The organism is Fredinandcohnia onubensis (genome assembly GCF_002734285.1).
GTDB classification, from domain to species: Bacteria; Bacillota; Bacilli; order Bacillales; family Bacillaceae_L; genus Ferdinandcohnia; species Ferdinandcohnia onubensis_A.
Genome location: NZ_NSEA01000005.1, coordinates 159,489 through 178,302, shown reverse-complemented (window position 1 = coordinate 178,302; position 18,814 = coordinate 159,489). Strand labels below are relative to the sequence as shown.

The following is an 18,814-nucleotide window of genomic DNA, read 5'->3' as shown; positions in this document are numbered from 1 at the left end:
ATAATTATCTTGAATTCAAGATAATTTATTTTATTGGGGGAATGAGCATGCAATTACTTGGCTTACATCATGTTTCGTTACTCACTGGCAAAGCAGAGCGAAACTTTGAATTTTATACAAAAGTATTAGGAATGCGGCTAATCAAAAAAACAGTTAACCAAGATAATACGCAATCCTACCATCTTTTCTATGGAGATGCAAAAGGAAATCCAGGGACCGAAATAACATTCTTTGATATACCTGGACTCGGACGAACACATCCTGGCGTATCAAGTATTTCTTCCACTTCACTACGTGTGAAAACAACTGATTCTTTACATTATTGGAAAAAGCGATTAGCAGAGTACCGCATATTAACAGAAGAAATCATTAAACGAGCTGGTCGCGATACTTTGGCATTTCAGGATTATGAAGGATCAAGAATCATCCTTGTTGCGGATAATGGTGAATTGGGAGTTCCTGCAGGTGAACCTTGGGAAGTTAATGCTATTCCAGTTGAGCATGCGATAATTGGGCTCGGGCCAGTCACATTAACCGTTGCTAACGCCGAACCTACTGTGAAAATATTGACGGATGTCATGGGTTTCCGAAAGGTCGGCAGCTACCCATCGCTTGCAGGTGATTATCCTGAAATTCTAGTCTATGCAACCGGTGAAGGTGGAGCTGGAGCCGAACTTCATATTGAAGCACGACCTGATCTACCAAAAGAACGTTTGGGACGTGGTGGAGTGCACCATGTGGCCTTCCGCATTCCGAACGAAGAGGAATATGAAGATTGGTTTGTAAAAATAAAACAAACACGCCTTCCCAACTCTGGTAAGGTAGACCGCTATTACTTCAAAGCATTGTACTTTAGAGAACCAAATGGTATTTTATTTGAGCTCTCAACTGACACTCCTGGGTTTGATATAGATGAACCATTGGAAACGTTAGGGGAAAGACTTGCACTTCCTGCATTTTTAGAACCGAAGAGAAGTGAAATTGAAGCAAATTTACGACCGTTGGAAATTTAAATGGAAATAGCCCCTAGAAGATTCGAAATTTCTAGGGGCTTGTTTTGATTATCACCAAAAAATCTGCTGATATGCCCAATTAACAAAATAGGCAAGTACCCCTGCTGTTATATTAAACCACCCTAAAAACGTGCTAACCTTCTTTTCTTTTTGCATGTTCTTCGTTTTATAACCCTTCACATCAAACATGAGAATAAAGACCCCTGTCATGACACTTAATACGACAACATAATTTATATACCCAATAAAGACCATGGTAAACTCCTTCGGTATGATAAGCCTATTTTGCCTTTGTACCTACTCTTCGAATTTTTGATGTACACTGAATATCAAAGGTCAAATCCTTGTATACCTCACGCCATTTCTCTTTTGTTTGAATCTCTTTATTCCAATAATCAGGTTGTTTTGCACGAAAATATTCTCCAAATCCAAAAATATCTGATTGTTCCTCCTGCATTTTCTTAATTAATTTTGTAGTGCCTTCTTTAACCCCATTCGATGCCTCCTCTTCGATTTTTTTTACAATTTCCGGATTATTTAAATCTACTCCAACAGCTCCTTCGCCGATTGTACTTTCATAATGAATTTTTATGTCCACATGAGGCTTTCCATTTCGTAGTGTTGGTTTTATAGATGACCTGCGATTTTCTGCCCTTACTATTACCTTAACATCCGTTTCAGGTACTTCAACAAATACCTCATATCCCCCTATCTTCTCTCCTGTTACAGCCATATATAAGCCTATTTCAACGGGTTCCGTTCTACCTATCATTCGATCATCTTTAAAATACGCTAAACCAGAAATTTGTATATTATCCTCTTTTTTCAATTCAAGATATGGAAGGAACGTATCTTGACCTTTGCTTTGTAGCTTTGTCCAAAACAAGCCGATAAAATCTTCCGGAAAAGTACCTAATCCAACGGCATTTTCGACCATTGCAGACAAATATAGGGTAGGGACCCGCTCCAGTTTAGGTGCCAACTCCATAAACTTTTTCGCTTCACCTTTTGATACCACCATCCAAGCAGTCCTTCTAATCTCAGGATTTCTTCGGAGATAATCGTTAAATCTTTTTACCCCATCCTTCGCAACGTCTTCACTTATGACTATGGTCCGTAGATGACCAAAAAAAAGCCGGTCAGCTACTTCTTGCTGAAGCACTGCTATCGCGTCATCTAATGTATATCCCACTACACTTATTACCCAAAGTGGGTTTTGGTCTACACCAGCCCCACCCGTTTGCGGTCCAAGTGGAATTCTTCCTGGAACAGCGATTTGAGCACTTAATTTAATTAATCCATCTTTTGGCTTTGGAAATTGATTTCCTAAACCGGTTATTTGAGCAAGGTCTGCACCGTCTGCATCATCAACCTTATCAATTGATATACCTAATATCGTAGCCCGTTGTTCAATATCATCACTATCCCAGCAACCTGTTAAGAATAGCCCAGGCACTAAAGCGATTAGTATAATTTTTAAACAAGTCTTCCAACTATGCTTTGATACTCCCACTTTTTTTCACCTTTTTCTTTACAAGGTCTACACTAACTAATAACGTAGGATAACCGACTGTTAGAATTAGGCCTAATCTCCCAAAGATTTCAATAACATCATATAAATGCAATATATTTTGCGGAATCATCGCGATAATGAAAACAAGCGGCAAAATAAAAAAGGAAAGCATTTTATGATCACGTAATCCAGCCATTTGGCTAATAGAATGAACCGTGAACATATAACTGGAAAACAATGTAGTGAATACAGCAATTACCCAGACAGATAAAAAAACAATATCTAATCTCTGAAGAAGATTACCAGGTATTGAGGTTGTACGAGCTAATTCAAGGGTCGGCCATAGAAGATTCGTTATTTCACCTGGGCCAAATACCGCAACAGTTGCAATCACAATTAACAGATATAAACCACCGGCAATAACCATTCCCCAAATACTAGCTTTGACTGCTTTTCGTGGATGCCTCATAAAAGGAATAATCATTGTAAAAATAAAAGAACCTTGAAATAATGCTGCAATGGTAAAGCCTCCAACTAAGTAATTCCCAGGATTATTTCCTAGTATTGGAAGTAAATATAAGCTATTTGCATTCTTTAAAGATAGAGCAACGATGATTAAAGCCGGTGCCAAAATAAACGGTACATAAAAATTATGGATATAGGCAAATACATTCATATCATTCCTTGTAGATAATGCCGCGAGTATTAACATCACAATTACAGTCACTTCTAGTGGCGTTTGCTTTAAAATGGCAGTAATAACTACCGCGCCAAACTCCCGTGAAGTTAGTCCCGTTAATATTGCAAAAAAGAGAATGATAACTACGTTCGGCACCCTACTTAACCACTTCCCTAGAATATCTTCTCCATACATAATGATGGATTTTCGCGGGTGGCGGATTCCAAGAAATGTAATCAAGCCCAGTCCAGCGGATGCTATCGTTATACCCAATAAAGTTACAAGTGGGGCGCCTGTATCCGCCGTCCGAACTGCAAAAAGAGGAAGAGCTAATAATCCCACTCCAATAATAGTGCTAATTAGGATTGTCGTTGCTTGTATGACCGTTATCTCGCGTGGATATTCCACTGGACTTGTCCTCCTCCCATTTCTCATTCCCAACCATTACTGGATCTAAAGTGTTACTTTGAGCCTTTGTAGATTCTCCCTTCGTTTTTCCTAAACGGTCAGAGTTTTGAGAATGTAGCATTTCAGGCCTTTTTGGCATCCACCAAAAAGGTGCTCTAATAATGACATCCTTTAAGCCTTGGAAATTACCAGGAGTTACTGGGCTCATATAAGGGACTCCGAAGGATTTTAACGAAAGCATATGATTAAAAATGAAAATAACCCCAATCACGACGCCATAAAGTCCAAAAAAGCCCGCCATAATGACAATTGGAAATCGGAGCATGCGGAGAGCAAACGCTGCATCATATGCCGGAGTTGCAAAAGAACCAATCGTTGTCATCGCAATTACAACAACCGTTATTGGACTTGCAATTCCCGCTTCAACCGCTGCTTGTCCGATTACGAGTACCCCTACAATGGAAAGAGCCCCACCTACCTGCTTTGGTAATCGAACAGTTGCTTCACGTAGTATTTCCATCGCGACTTCAATGATTAGCACTTCTACCACTGCAGGAAATGGGACACCTGCACGTCCACCCGCAACAGCAACAGCAAATTCTGTCGGAAGCAACTCCGGGTTAAATGAAATGAACGACACATACAGAGATGGAAAGATTAAAGAGAAAACTAATGCCACCAATCGTGCGAGTCGTACAAAACTACCCATTAAGAATCGAGATGAGTAATCCTCGAAGGTTTGATAAAATTGATTAAATACAACTGGAGCAATAAGAGAGAATGGTGATCCGTCAACTAGAATAGCCACTCTCCCTTCTAGAATACTACCCACTGTCTTATCAGGCCGTTCTGTACTTTGAATCTGCGGAAAGGGTGACATATGGTTATCTTCAATAAATTGTTCGATATAGCCTACATCCAAGATGGCATCAATATCAATTTTCCCTAAACGATCCTTCACTTCTTTTACTAAGTCATCAGTCGCAATTCCTTCAAGATAACAAATGGCTGTCGTTGATTTTGACACACGACCAATTTCCATAATTTCAACACGAAAGTCTGCAGTTTTTAATCGATTTCGCAATAATGCGATATTTGTTTGTAGCGATTCGATAAAACCCTCACGAGGTCCTAAAATAACCTGTTCGGTTTCTGGCTGGGAAATTGAACGTTTATCAATATTCTTTACAGCAAATTGAATGCCAGAACTAACACCATCAATAAAAATAACGGTTTCTCCGCGCAATAAAGCAGTTACGATATTTTCGATCTTACTTTCTTTTTTTGTTTCAGTATGAAACATGGCTTCATTCAAAATGAAATCCAACACATTTGTTTGGGTAAGTTTTTCAAGGTCTGTATTTACTGGAACATACATGAGTGGCTTCATAATGCCACTATTAATTGCCGTTTTATCAACAATGCTAGAAAAATAAATAATTGCAGCACTAAATTTACCGTACATTTGAAACTTCCGACAAAAGAAATCAGCATTTTTCCCTAATAGATTTTTCAGTAATTCAATCGTGGCATCAAGGTTTTCCCCCAGCTGATCTGTAGGTAGCTCTTCAACCAATTTATGTGGAATGTTATTTTCATTTGCTGTCGCAGCTGGTTGTTTTGTAGGCTTAGTACCTCTTCGTTTCGGACTTCTCTTTATGGTAGACCAAGACATTTCGATACCTCTTTCTTAAAAGAGACATTTTTATATATATTCCTCCAAAAATGGTATTTTATTCTTTTAGAGGTAATTGGTATGGGGTACGGTAGTTGGGGGTTTGGGCGGTGAGCGAGTTATCTGGATTAAAACGCAATTAACCCAAGATTGGTGTTTTTACAATACAATCTTGGGTTATTGTTTTGATGTATAAAACTGTTATAACTCAATTCCACTAGATTTAACAGGCAACGAGACAGAAACTACCCGATTTTAAAAGTGTTTCTTATACCACTTCGCTGCTGCAGCAACTTCTGTGCCAGTTAACATATGCCCATTATTTTCCCAATGGACCTCAACATCTGCGTTTGCTTTCTCTAATAGGTCTTGTAGGTCAATGGTTTCCTGTGCTGGACAAATTGGGTCATTTTTGCCTGCTGCCATAAAGACAGGTGTACCGGTAAGGTCGGGTAACTCTATCCCTCTTCTTGGCACCATTGGATGGTGGAGAATGGCTCCTTTTAAGGCATCTTTGTAATGGAACAGTAGGCTTCCAGCAATATTAGCTCCATTTGAGTACCCAATTGCAACAATATTATTTCGATCGAATGAGTAAGTTGTGGCTGCCTCGTCGAGGAACTCATTTAATTCTTTTGTACGGAAAATAAGGTCTTCCATATCAAAAACCCCTTCAGCTAAGCGACGGAAAAAGCGTGGCATGCCATTTTCAGATACATTTCCACGCACACTTAATACAGAAGCTTCTTCATCAATATGTGGTGCTAATGGCAATAAATCTGACTCCGTTCCGCCTGTACCATGTAATAACAGAAGAGTTGGTTTTGTTTTATCTTTACCTTCACGGAAAATATGCTTCATCGTATTCCCTCCAAAACAAAGTCTTTTTCTAGTATCTCCTATCGATACCGTAATAACAAAAAATATCTTTAATTCAAGATAATATACTAGAATCTATTTGTCAAACCCCAAGCATATAACAAGGACAAGTCTCATATCTTTTTATATACATTACTATGGAGGGTCAATATGTGTCGAAAAATTATTCTACCATTCATCTTTATCGCGTTATTAATAGGATGCTCCTCACCTTCTAGGACCGCTTCAGATCTATACAGTGCCCTTGACCAGAATCTTTCACAAAAGGATCAGGTTATATTAGATAGCCTTCAAAGCCATGTACAAAAATTTATTCAACTTAATAAGGAACTAAATATGCTTTTGGAAGAAATGAAAAAAGAGGATGAATTAGAGGCAGCAATTGAAACCATGCAAATCGCTAATGAGGAAGCGATGTACATATTTAATCTAATTGAACTTGATGGTAAATCGAGTAATAAAAGTTTGAACGAGTTACGAATTCACATTCAAGCTTCAATTGAAAGATATATGGAAGGCATGAATACTCTGCTCCAGGGGATTACGAATGGGGATACAAATAAAACGGACGAGGGCTACGAGCAGATTAAATCCATTAACGAAGAGTTTGATCAATTATTATCTACCATGGGAGGTTGAATTGTTAAAGAATAGAAATTGTCATTTAACCAATACTACCCATATATGAAGTATTGGGGAGGGTGCCTCATGGAGAAACATAATATTCGTTTATCCAGTGCTGAAATCAGTGGATTATGGACGACGTTTATACAGGCTAGTATGACGATTTGTTTGATTAAATATTTCCTTCACCACTTAAAAGATGAGGAAATTAAACCACTTTTAAAAGAATCTTTTCAAATATATAGTGGGCAAATGAAAGAAATAAAGCGAATATTTTCCGAAGAGAAAATTGCAATACCGGATGAGTTTTCCGATGAGGATATAAACCTATCGGCACCACCACTGTTTTATGACCCATTTTCTTTAACTTTTGTTTATGCAATGAGTCGAATGAATATGATCAATTTTAGCTTTATCGCTTCAAATGTGGCTAGAGAGGATGTTCGATCATTATTTTCTAAATGCTTATCAGATGCTTTAACACAATATAATGAGGCAACCCAGTTAATGCTTGAAAAAGGAATGTATGACCGACCTCCTATGGTTGTCTATCCTACTAAAAACGAATATATTGAAAAGAAGAGTTACTTAACAAAGTTAATCGGTGATAAGAGGCCATTAAATGTTTTGGAAATCACGGATATGTTTTTTAATATCGAAAGAAATTACTTTGCGATTGTTCTTTGCATAGGGTTCCTGCAGGTAGTAAAGGACAAGGAAATCTTTGACTTTATTAGTGAAGGGAAAAAAATATCAGAAAAACAAATTACCTTCATTAATGACATTCTGAAACAGGAAAATCTTATGGGAACAACATCCATCCCAATGGAGGTAACAGGTTCAACGGTATCTCCATTTTCAGATAAGCTCATTGTTTCACTTTTTCATGCTCTCAACGGAATCGACATTACTTTAATTGGGCATGCACAGGGAATATCTATGAGGGCAGATTTGGTTGCTTTTTACTCAAAAACAATCGGTGAGATTTTACTTTACGCTGCTAAAGGATTCGATATAATGGTCAACCGCAGGTGGATTCAAGAGCCACCAGGTACGGTTGATCGGATTAAACTACAAAAACATTCAAAGTAAACGACGTGCCCTTCGCACGTCGTTTCGATTTACCCATAAAAAATTTGAAACCTCTCCCACACTTCCTCTAAATCGGTAAGATGCCTTTCAATTTCTTTCCGCTTCTTTCGACCAACTGCTGTTAATAAAGCATTTAGTAAACTTAACGGAGCAACAAATGAATCAATATATGACGGCATCTCACTTGGCGAGCAAAGAACAATATTAGCATAAGGAATCAAGGGAGAAAGCCGCGTATCTGTGATAGCAATTACATTTGCACCGCGGTCTTTGGCAAATGAGACTGCCTCAATTGTATTTTTTGTATATCTAGCGAAACTCAGTCCGATTACAATATCCTCTTCAGTTATTCGGAATAACTTTTCAGAAATACCATTCGGGTTCCTAATTAACTCTGTATTTTCGAATAATAAATCTAAGTAAAATTCTAAAAAAGAGCCTAGAGAAACTGCACTTCGATTTGCGACTATATAGATTCGTTTTGCATTAATTATAGCCTCGACTGCTTGATGGAATGCCGTTATATCAAATTGGTCTGCCATCTTTTGAATTCGGTTTATTTCTTCCTGAAACATTTCGTAAACGGCTTTGTCCTCTGAATCATAAATATCCTCAGTAATCTTTAGACGTTCTACTGTGGTAAGCTGCCTTTTTACAGAATCCTGCATGTCTTTTTGCCATTCTGGATACCCACTATATCCAAGAAACGTGGAAAAACGAACAACAGTTGCCTCACTAACATCTGCCATTTTTGCTAGCTGTCCTACAGTAAAAAATGGTACAGATTCCGTGTTTCCCAATACGTACTTTGCAATTTTCCGTTGTGATTTACTCATTTCAGGTAATTTATTCGTTATATTTTGGTACACCTCTTGCATCTTATGAATCGATTCCTTTCACAATCTTAATTGCCATTTCATGCTTTCTGACAGTTTCTTTAATGTCTTCATCTGTATGCACAATAGACATTGAATAACGATTTAATGGCTTTGTATAGATCCCCAATTTTAAAAGCTCATAATCTATGTTTTCACGAAGTTTCATATCTGCTTTTAGTAAGTCTCGATAATTCTTTATTGATTGATTTGTATGAACAATATTAAAAATACTTCCCATCCCAACAGTCTGCATTTCCATTCCATATGATTGATAAAGTTTTTCGAGGCTTGAACGAAGGTTTTCCGTTTTTTGAATTAATCCTGGGTACACATTATCTTTCTCAAGAACTTTAATCGTCGCTAATCCAGCTGCCAATACAATTGGATGACCATTATAGGTTCCACTATGAAATAGCACATGATCTTTCTTTATAGCCTTTCCACCTGCAGATAATATATCTCCACCATTAGAAGGGTCCATTAACTCCATAATCTCTTGGAGACCACCAACTGCTCCAACAGGAAAGCCACCCCCCAATACCTTTCCAAGTGCTGTAAGGTCTGGCTTAATCCCATAAATAGATTGAGCTCCTCCAAGAGTCAGGCGAAAACCAGTTTTAACCTCATCAAAGATTAATATGATTCCAAGATTCTGTGTTAGCTTCCTAAGTCCAATCATAAAACCCTCTTCAGCTGGAATAAATCCACCTTGAACAGGTTCAATAATAACAGCTGCAATTTTATCCTTGTATTGTCGCAATATTTGCTCCGTTGCTTTTAAGTTGTTAAAAGGTAGAATAATTGTATTTTCGACGTTATGTGTTGATATCCCTTTCGATTCTGGCACAGAGTTCGGCTTCTTCTCATTACCCGCTTCTTCAATGGTTGGATTCACACTTACCAAAACCTCATTATAGCCTCCATGATAATGTCCTTCAAATTTTGCTATAGTTGTTTTTCCTGTATAAGCTTGTGCCAATCGAATCGCTAATAATGTAGCCTCTAATCCAGAATTCGTATAGCGAACCATTTCAATACCCGGAAAATGCTCAATTAATTTATTTGCCATTTCAACTTCTAATACATGTGGAGCCCCAATAACTGCTGTTCCTGCTGTGGTCAATTGATTATATACAGCAGCCGTAACCTCTGGGTGACCGTGGCCAAGTAGAAGGGCTCCATAGCACAATAAATAATCAATATATTCATGCCCATCTACATCAATTAATCGACTCCCATTCCCTTTGTCCATAAAAATGGGATGTGGTGCGAAATATTTTATGTTTGCTGAAACTCCTCCAGGAATTACAGATTTTGCATACTTAAATAAATTTTCAGACCCCATCATTTTTTCAGAAATATGACCTTGGTTGGATTGAAACAATGTCAATCGAAAAGCCCCCTCTTTTGAAATTTATATTTCATAATCTAAATTAAGGAAATATTTATTTCATTATAATGTAGGACAAACTCTGAAGTAAATAGGTTACTTAGAGAGAACTCATTTTCACCTCAACATTTAGCATTAAAAAACCACCCTTTTCAAAAAGGGTGGTAATAAACTAATTGAATGACATCGTTGGTGCTTGAATATTTTCTTTTGGACGACGAGATTGAATAAATAAAATAGCTAATAATCCAATCACACCTGCAGCTCCAAAATAAATACTTGGTGACACAAGGCTTAGGCCTGCGGCGAATAGAATGATTCGCTCCCATACAAATGCCCTACGTATGAAGAATCCGATCATTGCTGTACTAATACCAATCATACCAATAATCGCCGTTATGACAGATATGACCAAGAATGGAACCTCGAAGTCGATTAAAAGCATTTGCGGATTGATGACAAAGATAAATGGAATAATATATGCGGCTGTCGCAAGCTTTGTTGCTGTTACTCCCGTTGTAAATGGATTTGCCCTTGCTAAGCCAGCCCCTGCATAGGCGGCTAAGCAAACCGGAGGAGTAATGTCTGCTACGATTCCAAAATAGAAGACAAACATATGAGCCGCGAGTACTGGTACATCTAACCCAAGGATTAATGCGGGAGCAGCCATTGTAGCTGTAACAACATAGTTTGCTGTTGTTGGCAAACCCATTCCAAGGATTAAGCAAGCAATCATGGTAAAGAACAAAGTAAGGATTAAGCTTCCTCCACCCAACGCAATAATACCATCAGCAATACGTCCACCAAGACCTGTTTGAACAACTACTCCAACAATAATCCCCGCAGACGCACACGCTGCGATAACCGGCAAAGCAACTCTTGCACCTTCCTCAAGTGTTTTAATAACACTTTTTAACGACATTCTTGTATCTTTACGAACAAGACTCACTAAAAATGAGACTAGAATCGCAAGCAATGCAGCACGCATTGGCGTCTTTCCTGTCAGTAATGTGTAAAAAATAACGATAAGAGGCAGCAATAGGTAGCCACGTTCAAGCATTAACTTCTTTGCTTTAGGCAAAGTCTCCTTGGGAACCCCCACAATTCCAATCTTTTTAGATTCGAAGTGAACACCAAAGAATACGCCTAGAAAATAAAGGGCAGCCGGGATAATTGCAACCAACATAATTTGGCTATATGGGATATTTGTATAGGAAGCCATGATAAATGCGGCTGCTCCCATGATTGGAGGCATAATTTGACCACCCGTTGATGCTGAGGCTTCAGCTGCTGCCGCGAACTCTGGTTTATAGCCTGCTTTCTTCATCATTGGAATCGTAAACGAACCGGAACCAACTGTATTGGCTACAGAACTACCAGAAACCATCCCCTGCATGGCACTTGCTACAACTGCTGCTTTTGCTTGACCACCCGTAAAACGACCAGTGATCGCAAACGCAATATCATTAAAGAATTGTCCGACACCAGTTCGAATTAACATGACACCAAATAATAAAAATAGAAAAATAAATGTCGAGGAAACTTGGATTGGTGTACTATAGATACCTTTTGTCGTTAAATACAAATCAGTAACTAATGTATTCCAAGAGAAACCTCGGTGAGCAAATAGTTTCGTAGGAATCAAGTTTCCATACAATGCATAAAGAATGGCCACACTCGATACGATGACAATCGGAAGGCCAACACATCTTCTCGCCGCTTCAAGAACTAGTAATACTCCTAGTGTTCCAACAATAAAATCTGGAGTTGTATATCCGAATACAATCCGTTCTGACACCAATTCCTCATAGAAAATAACATTATAATAGCCAACACCTAGTGAAATAATGGCTAGAATCACATCGTACCAAGGAATTCCTTTTTGCTTACGATGAAGTCCCTTTTTAATTGGATATAGCAGAAAGATTAATCCCAATGCTGTCCCTAAATGTATTGGACCCTGTATTCGAGCTTCAAAGGCACCGCGATACCCTGTATAAAGATGAAATACCGTCAGGCCAACAGCCAAGATGAGAACAATCCATTTCCATTTCCCAAGATTCCTTCGATAGGTACTTTCCCGGTCGTATTTTTCTAGAATCTCTTCTGCCGATACACTTTCTTTATTTTGAGTAGGTTCGTTCGAATCCCTCATCTCCTTTTTCTTCCACCATTTCATTCTTACCACCACCTGTGAAATCTATTTTATTTGATGATTAATTGAATTAATAAAAGTAATCCTTGTGAAAAAAAGGGCTAGAACACATAGTGTTAAGCCCTTCTTCTTTTAAGATATTAATCTAGTATTCCAACTTCTTTATAGTACTTTTCTGCACCAGGATGAATTGGTAAATCTCCTAATCCACTAAGTGCGTTTTCTTTTGTCATGTGGGCTGCTTGAGCATGTGTATTTTCACTTGCCTTTTCAAGCATGACTTTTGCAAGTTGGTAAGCTAATTCATCATCCACTGTGTCTGTATTTGCAACAAGAACAGCGTATGCGGATACAACATTCGCATCCTCTTTTAACCATTCGTAAGAACCTGCTTTAATTTTATAGCCAGTGTATCCACTTGTTTCTTCTACCGTTGTTAATTCATCACCTGTTACCTCTAAGAACTTCACATCGCCAACTGAGGCTTGAAGCTCGTCAATACCTGCATCTGGCAGGCCAAGTAGTCCGAATGAAGCATCAATCGTACCGTCTTGTAGTTTCGATTTTGCATCACCGAATCCTTCTTGGTATGCCTCATAATCGCCATCGTTGATCCCATAAGCTGCTAAGACCGCTTTTGTTGCAGTTTGCGTTCCACTTCCTGGAGGTCCAATCGCAATTCTCTTTCCTTTCAAATCTGCAATTGTCTCAACACCAGTGCTTTCACGTGTAATGATTTGAAGAACTTCTGGATAAATATGTCCAATAAATGCGAAGTTTTCAACTTTCTTACCTTCAAAATCACCAGTTCCATTAAGCGCATTATAAGCAGGTAAATTAACTGTCATTCCAAGGTCAAATTCACCATTTGAAATTTTTGCAAGGTTCTCAACAGAAGCACCTGATTCAGTTGATGTTACGTTCACGTTGTCAATATTCTTGTTCCAAACATTCGCCATTTCGGCACCAAGTGGAAAATAGGTCCCTCCTTGGCTACCTGTACCCATGAGAAGATCGATTGTCCCAGATTCAGCGCTGCTATCGCCTCCTTCATCCTTGTCGTCACCATTCGTGTTATCACTGCTACATGCAGCAATGAGTAAAACCAATGCTAGCAGCAAAGTTAGAAATGAGTACTTCTTCAGCATTTGCATTCCCCCTAAATATTTATTTTTTATGTAGACCCTCTTAGAACGAGGTTTACTACCAAACTACTACTTTGGATTAATTTGGTATATTTACCATTTAAACACCTATAATTCTAGGTTAACATAAATTGTCTACTGTTTGCAAAATTTTTTTAATATTCCTTTAATACGATTGTAATAATAAGTATTAAATTATTATTTTTATATGCGTATATCGCCTGAAAAATTAATTACACCATTTTGAAACCTTTTTTCTCTTTTTTCGTAAATAAACTAATTCCAATTTTGGAGAGGATTAGGAAGAAAATCGGATTGCATACTATACACTGTATAGTACAATCAAAATGAAACATTTTTTAAGGGGGAACTATGAATGAAACGTACTGGTGAATTTGTTTTAACGATTATTGGAGCTTGTTTCTTTGTATTTTTAACTTTATTTGGATTTATGTTTGTAGGTCTTGGTGACAATAATGAGTTCACACAAGAAATGGAGAGCATCGCTGCTGAAGATCCAACTCTTGAAGGAGTCGATATGGGAATCATTACAGATATGGTAACATCCGGTGGTTGGTATTTCATTATTGTAAGTATTTTAGCCATCATACTCGGAGTTGTATCATTATTTCTTCTTAAAGGGAATAAGCACCCAAAAGCAGCAGGAATTCTATTAATTGTGGTAGCTGTACTTACCACACTTGCAACATTCCTAATCTCCATTATTGCAAGTATTCTATACCTCATTGCAGGAATTCTTTGCTTAGTACGTAAGGAAAAGGAAACATTTAATCCTGAATACTAAACAAGAAAAGCTTGAAGGTTTTTAATGACCTTCAAGCTTTTTTCTTTACCTATACTTAACTGCTCGGCTAAATCGTTTCAAACCTTCTTCTAATAAAGCTCTTGGGCAGGCTATGTTGATTCTGGTGAAGCCTTCTCCTTCTTTTCCAAAAATATAGCCTTCGTCAAATGCGACTTTACCTTGTTTTTGAATGACATGCTCTAGTTCTTTGGCTTCTAGGCCAAGCTGTCGACAATCCAGCCACACGAGATAAGTTGCTTCAGGTTCAATTACTTTTACCTCTGGAATATGGGTATGAATATATTCTTTAAGGAAATCTAGGTTTCCTTGTAAGTATTCCATGAGTTGATCAAGCCATTCGTCCCCTTCTTCATAGGCAGCAATAAGGGCGGTTACTCCAAATGTATTGGTCATACTAATGAAGGCGTCCTCGACGGCTTTCGTAAATTTCTCGCGGTACTCTTTGTTCGGAATGATGATATTTGATGTTTTTAACCCCGCAAGATTAAAAGTCTTACTAGGTGCCGTACATGTAATAGAATGCTCAGCAAATTCAGCAGAGATCGCAGCAAATGGTGTATGCACATTCCCTTTATAAACGAGGTCAAAATGAATTTCATCCGAAACAACAAGGATATTGTGCTTCAAACAAATTTCACCTAACTTTGTCAATTCATCCTTTGTCCACACACGTCCGACCGGATTATGTGGATTTGAAAGAATAATCATTTTTACATTTGAATCAATTTTTTTCTCAAGGTCATCAAAATCCATGGTATAACGACCATTTTCAAATTGTAGCGGATTATTGACGATTTCCCGTCCATTCTTTTCGATTACGCTCATGAACGGATAGTAAACAGGTGGCTGTATTAAGATTTTATCGCCAGGGCTAGTAAAGTTTTGAACAATAATATGTAGAGCTGGGACTACACCAGGACAAAAAGTAATCCAATCCTTTTCAATCGTCCAATTATGACGTCGTTTCATCCAGCCTACTGTTGCATCATAATAGGCGTCAGGTCTTGTAGTATAGCCATAAATTCCATGCTCAGCTCGTTTTATTAAGGCATCGATGACCGGCTGTGGCGATTTAAAATCCATATCTGCTACCCACATCGGAAGCATCTCTTTATCCCCAAAAAGGTTCTCTACCTCATCCCACTTTACCGAATTCGTTTGCAATCGATTGATTGATTCATCAAAATTATATTTCACGCCTATCCCTCCAAAATTCTTTGGAATTACTAATTGTATTAATAGAGGCTCTTGATTTCTACGTTTTCTGGAAGCTTAAATGGATTTTCTTTGTTGATATGATCGTAAAACATGATTCCATTTAGATGGTCGATTTCATGTTGAAAGACGATAGAGGCATAGCCTTTTAAACGAAGAGTAAATTCCTGACCATTGATATCATATGCTTTCACTTTAATTTTTTCATACCTAGGAACATAGCCTTCTACCGGGCGATCGACCGATAGACATCCTTCTCCTTCGGGCAAATAAGTCATGGATACCGAATGACTCACAATTTTCGGGTTCACTACGTGGTATTCATGCAATTTGTCATCAAAGTCTGTAAAATAGGCGACAAACATACGCTTATTGAGACCAACTTGGTTTGCAGATAAACCAACCCCAGGTCGTAACCCGTACTTTTTCGCAAGCGCTGGGTCCTGGCTGTTTTTTATATAATTCATCATGCTAATCAGGGATTCCTTGTCCTCTTCTGCAAGCGGTACAGGAACCTCTTTTGTTTTCTCAGCTAAAATGGGATGTCCCTCACGAACAATATCCTTCATCGTAAGTATGTAATCAGATTTATAATAGTTCATTTGTTTTCATCTACCTTTACTCATTCTCATGTTTTTATCTTAGCTTTCCTATTTGCTTATGTCCATTGATATACAGTTTTTCACATTACTCTTGTTGTATTCCATTTTGAATAGAAAAATGCCACCTATTATACAAGTGGCATAGTCCTTTTATTTTGTTTTCACTAAAGAAGAGAAAATGGCACTACTCATTGTTTTGTAGCCTTCACCTGTCAAATGAATCCCATCATCACTAATAAAATCATTCAAATTCCCAGCATGTTTCATGGCTGTACGCACATCAATTTTTAAGACATTTAATTGCTCAGCTAAGCTATTCAAGCTGCGATTATAGAGACCGTGCCAGTGTTCGATGCCTCCTTGAAGACTAATCCAATGACTAATTGAGCTTCCATACGTTTGAGCAAGCAGCTTGTAATACCTAACAGGGTCAAGTGGTGGTAAGGTCATCAAAATAGGAATACTATTCGTTTCTTGGATTCGTTGAATTAATTTTTTTAGGTTTTCCATATATCGTTCAATTGGCACAATTGGCTGATGCTCATCTTCAGGATTCTTAGCCACTTCATCCCATTTAAAATTGCAGTCATTGCCACCAATATTTATGATTACGTAATCAGGGTGTTCGGCAACCACATCTTTTTCAACTCGGGATAACAATAAATCGGAATTATCATTAAAGACACCTTTATTTATAACAGTGATGTGATCAGAAGCAAATTGCTGTAAAAATGCAGGATAATTTTCTTTCAAGATTCGCATGCGACCTTTTACAAAAGAAACACCTCTAGTTAAACTATCACCAAAACATACAATTTTCATATTTATCACCGCTCATCTATTTTAATTGAATTCATTAAGGATACTATTATATGTAGTTCTTAATACTACTTATAATCATATACACATTTCACCATGTAGTCAACATTTACTTTCTGATAGTTATAGAGTAAACTAGGTAACAAATAAAATCGTTATAAATGAGGTCATAACCATGAATATAGATGTTGATAAAAATATTTTTTTAGAGGACATTCCACAAATTGATCTATACATGGACCAGGTCATCCAACTCTTTGAAAATACGTTTAGCCCCACAAAAAGAAATGAGGATGAAAAGGTCCTTACGAAAACCATGATCAACAATTACGCAAAAGGTAAATTGCTGATTCCGATTAAAAACAAAAAGTATTCGAGAGAACATTTACTTTTATTAAGTTTGATTTACCAACTAAAAGGTGGGCTATCCATCAATGATATCAAGGCAACACTTGATGGTGTAAATCAAAGAATCATGAATGATGAAGCGTTCGAGCTCGAAGAATTTTATAAGAGCTATCTTGCTCTCTATAAAAAAAATGCAACTGAATTCAAAGAAGATGTCGATACAAAGATGAAGGATGTGTCAGAAGAAATTGGCGCTTCCGAGGATGAACATCTGAAAAAGGTGCTTTTGATTCTATCCTTTATTACAGCTAGCCAATTTTATCGACGTGCTGCTGAAAACTTAGTGGACGAACTCATTCAAAATCAGGGCGAAAAAAAAGAAAAGTGATCAGATCACTTTTCTTTTTTAATTCACACTATTAATTAAAGATGTCATCATTTCCTTATCCATCGGCCCGACAATTTTTTTCCGGACGATGCCCTTGGAATCAATTAAATAACTTGTCGGAATCGCGTAAGCTTGATAGATTTGTCCAATATTTCCTTCCTCATCAAGTAGGACTGGAAAGGTTAGCCCATATTCATCCACAAATTTCGCAACGTCCGAGCTCTTTTTCTCTGCAGTTGTTAGATTTACCGATAACAGCGCAGCATTGGATTCTTTATTTTCTACATAAAATTCTTCCATATGTGGCATTTCCGCTTTACATGGTGGGCACCAGCTTGCCCAAAAGTTTAAAATAACTTTCTTCCCTCTAAACTCTGATAGCTTCATTTCTTCTCCACTTGTTGTTTTTAAGGTAAAATCAGGTGCCAATTGTCCTTCAGAAATTCCAACTTCAACCTCAGTTGCTTTTACATCTTCTTTCGGGGTAGCGAAAGACATATTGCTATTGACCGTCCACACAATAAGTCCTGTTAAACCAACGATTAACGCTGCTTTTTTCATCTCATGAAGCACTTCCTTTTTTTGTTGTCCTTTATTATAGAGTGTCAACAATAAAAGAAAGAATGCACACATTGATTTTATAAAATGAAAAACACTGTCATCGTGAAGGAAAAATAGCGCTAGAAAATCATAGAGCATAGCGGTTGTGAAGCTCACAATAAGCACTGATCGAATGAGATGCGATGTCGTTACAGTCCTCTTTTTTATGTGATATAGAAAATAGAGTACTATTATAACAACTGCAATCGCTAATCCTTTTGTTCCTCCGGTAAAATAGAGTAAAGACATCGGACTTTTTATGACGAGTGCTGGCTCTAAAAGGAATAAACTTCCCTTCCACGCTAAAAAGCCAATGAAAATGCCATTAGTGAGTAGATTGATAATGCTTTTGGTATTATCAGATGTTGTTGTTTTTGCTAACCAAACCCGTGCTATGATAAGGCCTGCGATGATGCCAACTCCAAGGATGACCCATTTTGTCATGATGGCTAGAGAGCCCATTTGTATGAAATGCATCTTGTACCTCCACTGTGTCTAGTACAATCATTGTACCATGCAGGAGAAATGTAGTTTTAGTTAGTGACAGTAAATTGCATTCAAAAAA

General features: G+C 37.7%; 18 protein-coding genes. 5 read left to right on the top strand and 13 right to left on the bottom strand.

Annotated elements, in window-relative coordinates; genetic code table 11:
• Positions 1-47: 47 nt before the first annotated feature.
• A complete protein-coding gene (locus CKJ95_RS06700) occupies positions 48-1,013 on the top strand; it encodes a ring-cleaving dioxygenase (protein WP_099352624.1) in 966 nt (321 codons plus the stop codon).
• Positions 1,014-1,064: 51 nt separating this feature from the next.
• Here CKJ95_RS06700 and CKJ95_RS06695 read toward each other — a convergent pair whose 3' ends face one another.
• The 5 genes from CKJ95_RS06695 to CKJ95_RS06675 form a co-directional block, all read right to left on the bottom strand.
• Positions 1,065-1,268 (bottom strand): CLC_0170 family protein, encoded by a 204-nt coding sequence (locus tag CKJ95_RS06695; RefSeq protein WP_099352623.1) that lies wholly within the window; start codon positions 1,266-1,268, stop codon positions 1,065-1,067.
• A gap of 25 nt (positions 1,269-1,293) precedes the next feature.
• On the bottom strand, positions 1,294-2,526 hold the full coding sequence (locus tag CKJ95_RS06690) for a Ger(x)C family spore germination protein (protein ID WP_099352622.1): 1,233 nt from the start codon (positions 2,524-2,526) through the stop codon (positions 1,294-1,296).
• Positions 2,507-3,613, bottom strand: a complete 1,107-nt coding sequence (locus CKJ95_RS06685) for a GerAB/ArcD/ProY family transporter (protein WP_099352621.1) — start codon at positions 3,611-3,613, stop codon at positions 2,507-2,509. Before CKJ95_RS06685 ends, CKJ95_RS06690 begins: the two co-directional genes overlap by 20 nt.
• Positions 3,561-5,288, bottom strand: a complete 1,728-nt coding sequence (locus CKJ95_RS06680) for a spore germination protein (protein ID WP_099352620.1) — start codon at positions 5,286-5,288, stop codon at positions 3,561-3,563. Before CKJ95_RS06680 ends, CKJ95_RS06685 begins: the two co-directional genes overlap by 53 nt.
• Positions 5,289-5,543: 255 nt before the next feature.
• Entirely contained in the window at positions 5,544-6,149 is a 606-nt protein-coding gene (locus CKJ95_RS06675; RefSeq protein WP_099352619.1) for an alpha/beta hydrolase, read from the bottom strand.
• 168 nt (positions 6,150-6,317) lie between these two features.
• On the opposite strand from CKJ95_RS06675, the gene CKJ95_RS06670 reads away from it, so the two are divergent.
• Together CKJ95_RS06670 and CKJ95_RS06665 are read left to right on the top strand one after the other, a co-directional pair.
• On the top strand, positions 6,318-6,806 hold the full coding sequence (locus CKJ95_RS06670; RefSeq protein ID WP_099352618.1) for a hypothetical protein: 489 nt from the start codon (positions 6,318-6,320) through the stop codon (positions 6,804-6,806).
• Between the two features lie 69 nt (positions 6,807-6,875).
• Positions 6,876-7,883, top strand: coding sequence for a DUF3231 family protein (locus CKJ95_RS06665; protein WP_099352617.1), 1,008 nt, complete (start codon positions 6,876-6,878; stop codon positions 7,881-7,883).
• A gap of 29 nt (positions 7,884-7,912) precedes the next feature.
• On the opposite strand, the gene CKJ95_RS06660 is transcribed toward CKJ95_RS06665, so the two are convergent.
• From CKJ95_RS06660 to CKJ95_RS06645, 4 genes are all read right to left on the bottom strand, one after another.
• On the bottom strand, positions 7,913-8,761 hold the full coding sequence (locus tag CKJ95_RS06660) for a MurR/RpiR family transcriptional regulator (RefSeq protein ID WP_099352616.1): 849 nt from the start codon (positions 8,759-8,761) through the stop codon (positions 7,913-7,915).
• A 1-nt stretch (position 8,762) separates the two neighbouring features.
• On the bottom strand, positions 8,763-10,151 hold the full coding sequence (locus tag CKJ95_RS06655) for an aspartate aminotransferase family protein (protein WP_257215723.1): 1,389 nt from the start codon (positions 10,149-10,151) through the stop codon (positions 8,763-8,765).
• 172 nt (positions 10,152-10,323) lie between these two features.
• Positions 10,324-12,330, bottom strand: a complete 2,007-nt coding sequence (locus CKJ95_RS06650) for a TRAP transporter permease (protein ID WP_099352615.1) — start codon at positions 12,328-12,330, stop codon at positions 10,324-10,326.
• 116 nt (positions 12,331-12,446) lie between these two features.
• On the bottom strand, positions 12,447-13,454 hold the full coding sequence (locus CKJ95_RS06645) for a TAXI family TRAP transporter solute-binding subunit (protein ID WP_099352614.1): 1,008 nt from the start codon (positions 13,452-13,454) through the stop codon (positions 12,447-12,449).
• Between the two features lie 373 nt (positions 13,455-13,827).
• On the opposite strand from CKJ95_RS06645, the gene CKJ95_RS06640 reads away from it, so the two are divergent.
• Complete coding sequence (locus CKJ95_RS06640; protein ID WP_099352613.1) at positions 13,828-14,256, top strand: DUF4064 domain-containing protein; 429 nt, start codon at positions 13,828-13,830, stop codon at positions 14,254-14,256.
• A gap of 45 nt (positions 14,257-14,301) precedes the next feature.
• Here the strand turns inward: CKJ95_RS06640 and CKJ95_RS06635 are convergent, their stop codons facing one another.
• The 3 genes from CKJ95_RS06635 to CKJ95_RS06625 all read right to left on the bottom strand — a co-directional run bounded on the left by CKJ95_RS06635 (position 14,302) and on the right by CKJ95_RS06625 (position 16,916).
• Complete coding sequence (locus CKJ95_RS06635) at positions 14,302-15,474, bottom strand: MalY/PatB family protein (RefSeq protein ID WP_099352612.1); 1,173 nt, start codon at positions 15,472-15,474, stop codon at positions 14,302-14,304.
• A gap of 38 nt (positions 15,475-15,512) precedes the next feature.
• The gene (gene def, locus CKJ95_RS06630; RefSeq protein ID WP_099352611.1) at positions 15,513-16,094 is read right to left on the bottom strand and encodes a peptide deformylase; all 582 of its coding nucleotides are present in this window, start codon (positions 16,092-16,094) and stop codon (positions 15,513-15,515) included.
• A gap of 150 nt (positions 16,095-16,244) precedes the next feature.
• On the bottom strand, positions 16,245-16,916 hold the full coding sequence (locus tag CKJ95_RS06625; protein WP_099352610.1) for an SGNH/GDSL hydrolase family protein: 672 nt from the start codon (positions 16,914-16,916) through the stop codon (positions 16,245-16,247).
• Between the two features lie 172 nt (positions 16,917-17,088).
• Between CKJ95_RS06625 and CKJ95_RS06620 the strand changes: the two genes are divergently transcribed.
• On the top strand, positions 17,089-17,649 hold the full coding sequence (locus tag CKJ95_RS06620; protein ID WP_099352609.1) for a DUF1836 domain-containing protein: 561 nt from the start codon (positions 17,089-17,091) through the stop codon (positions 17,647-17,649).
• Between the two features lie 18 nt (positions 17,650-17,667).
• Here the strand turns inward: CKJ95_RS06620 and CKJ95_RS23760 are convergent, their stop codons facing one another.
• Positions 17,668-18,726: a peroxiredoxin family protein gene (locus tag CKJ95_RS23760; protein ID WP_257215722.1), complete on the bottom strand. Its 1,059-nt coding sequence runs from the start codon at positions 18,724-18,726 to the stop codon at positions 17,668-17,670.
• Positions 18,727-18,814 lie beyond the last annotated feature (88 nt).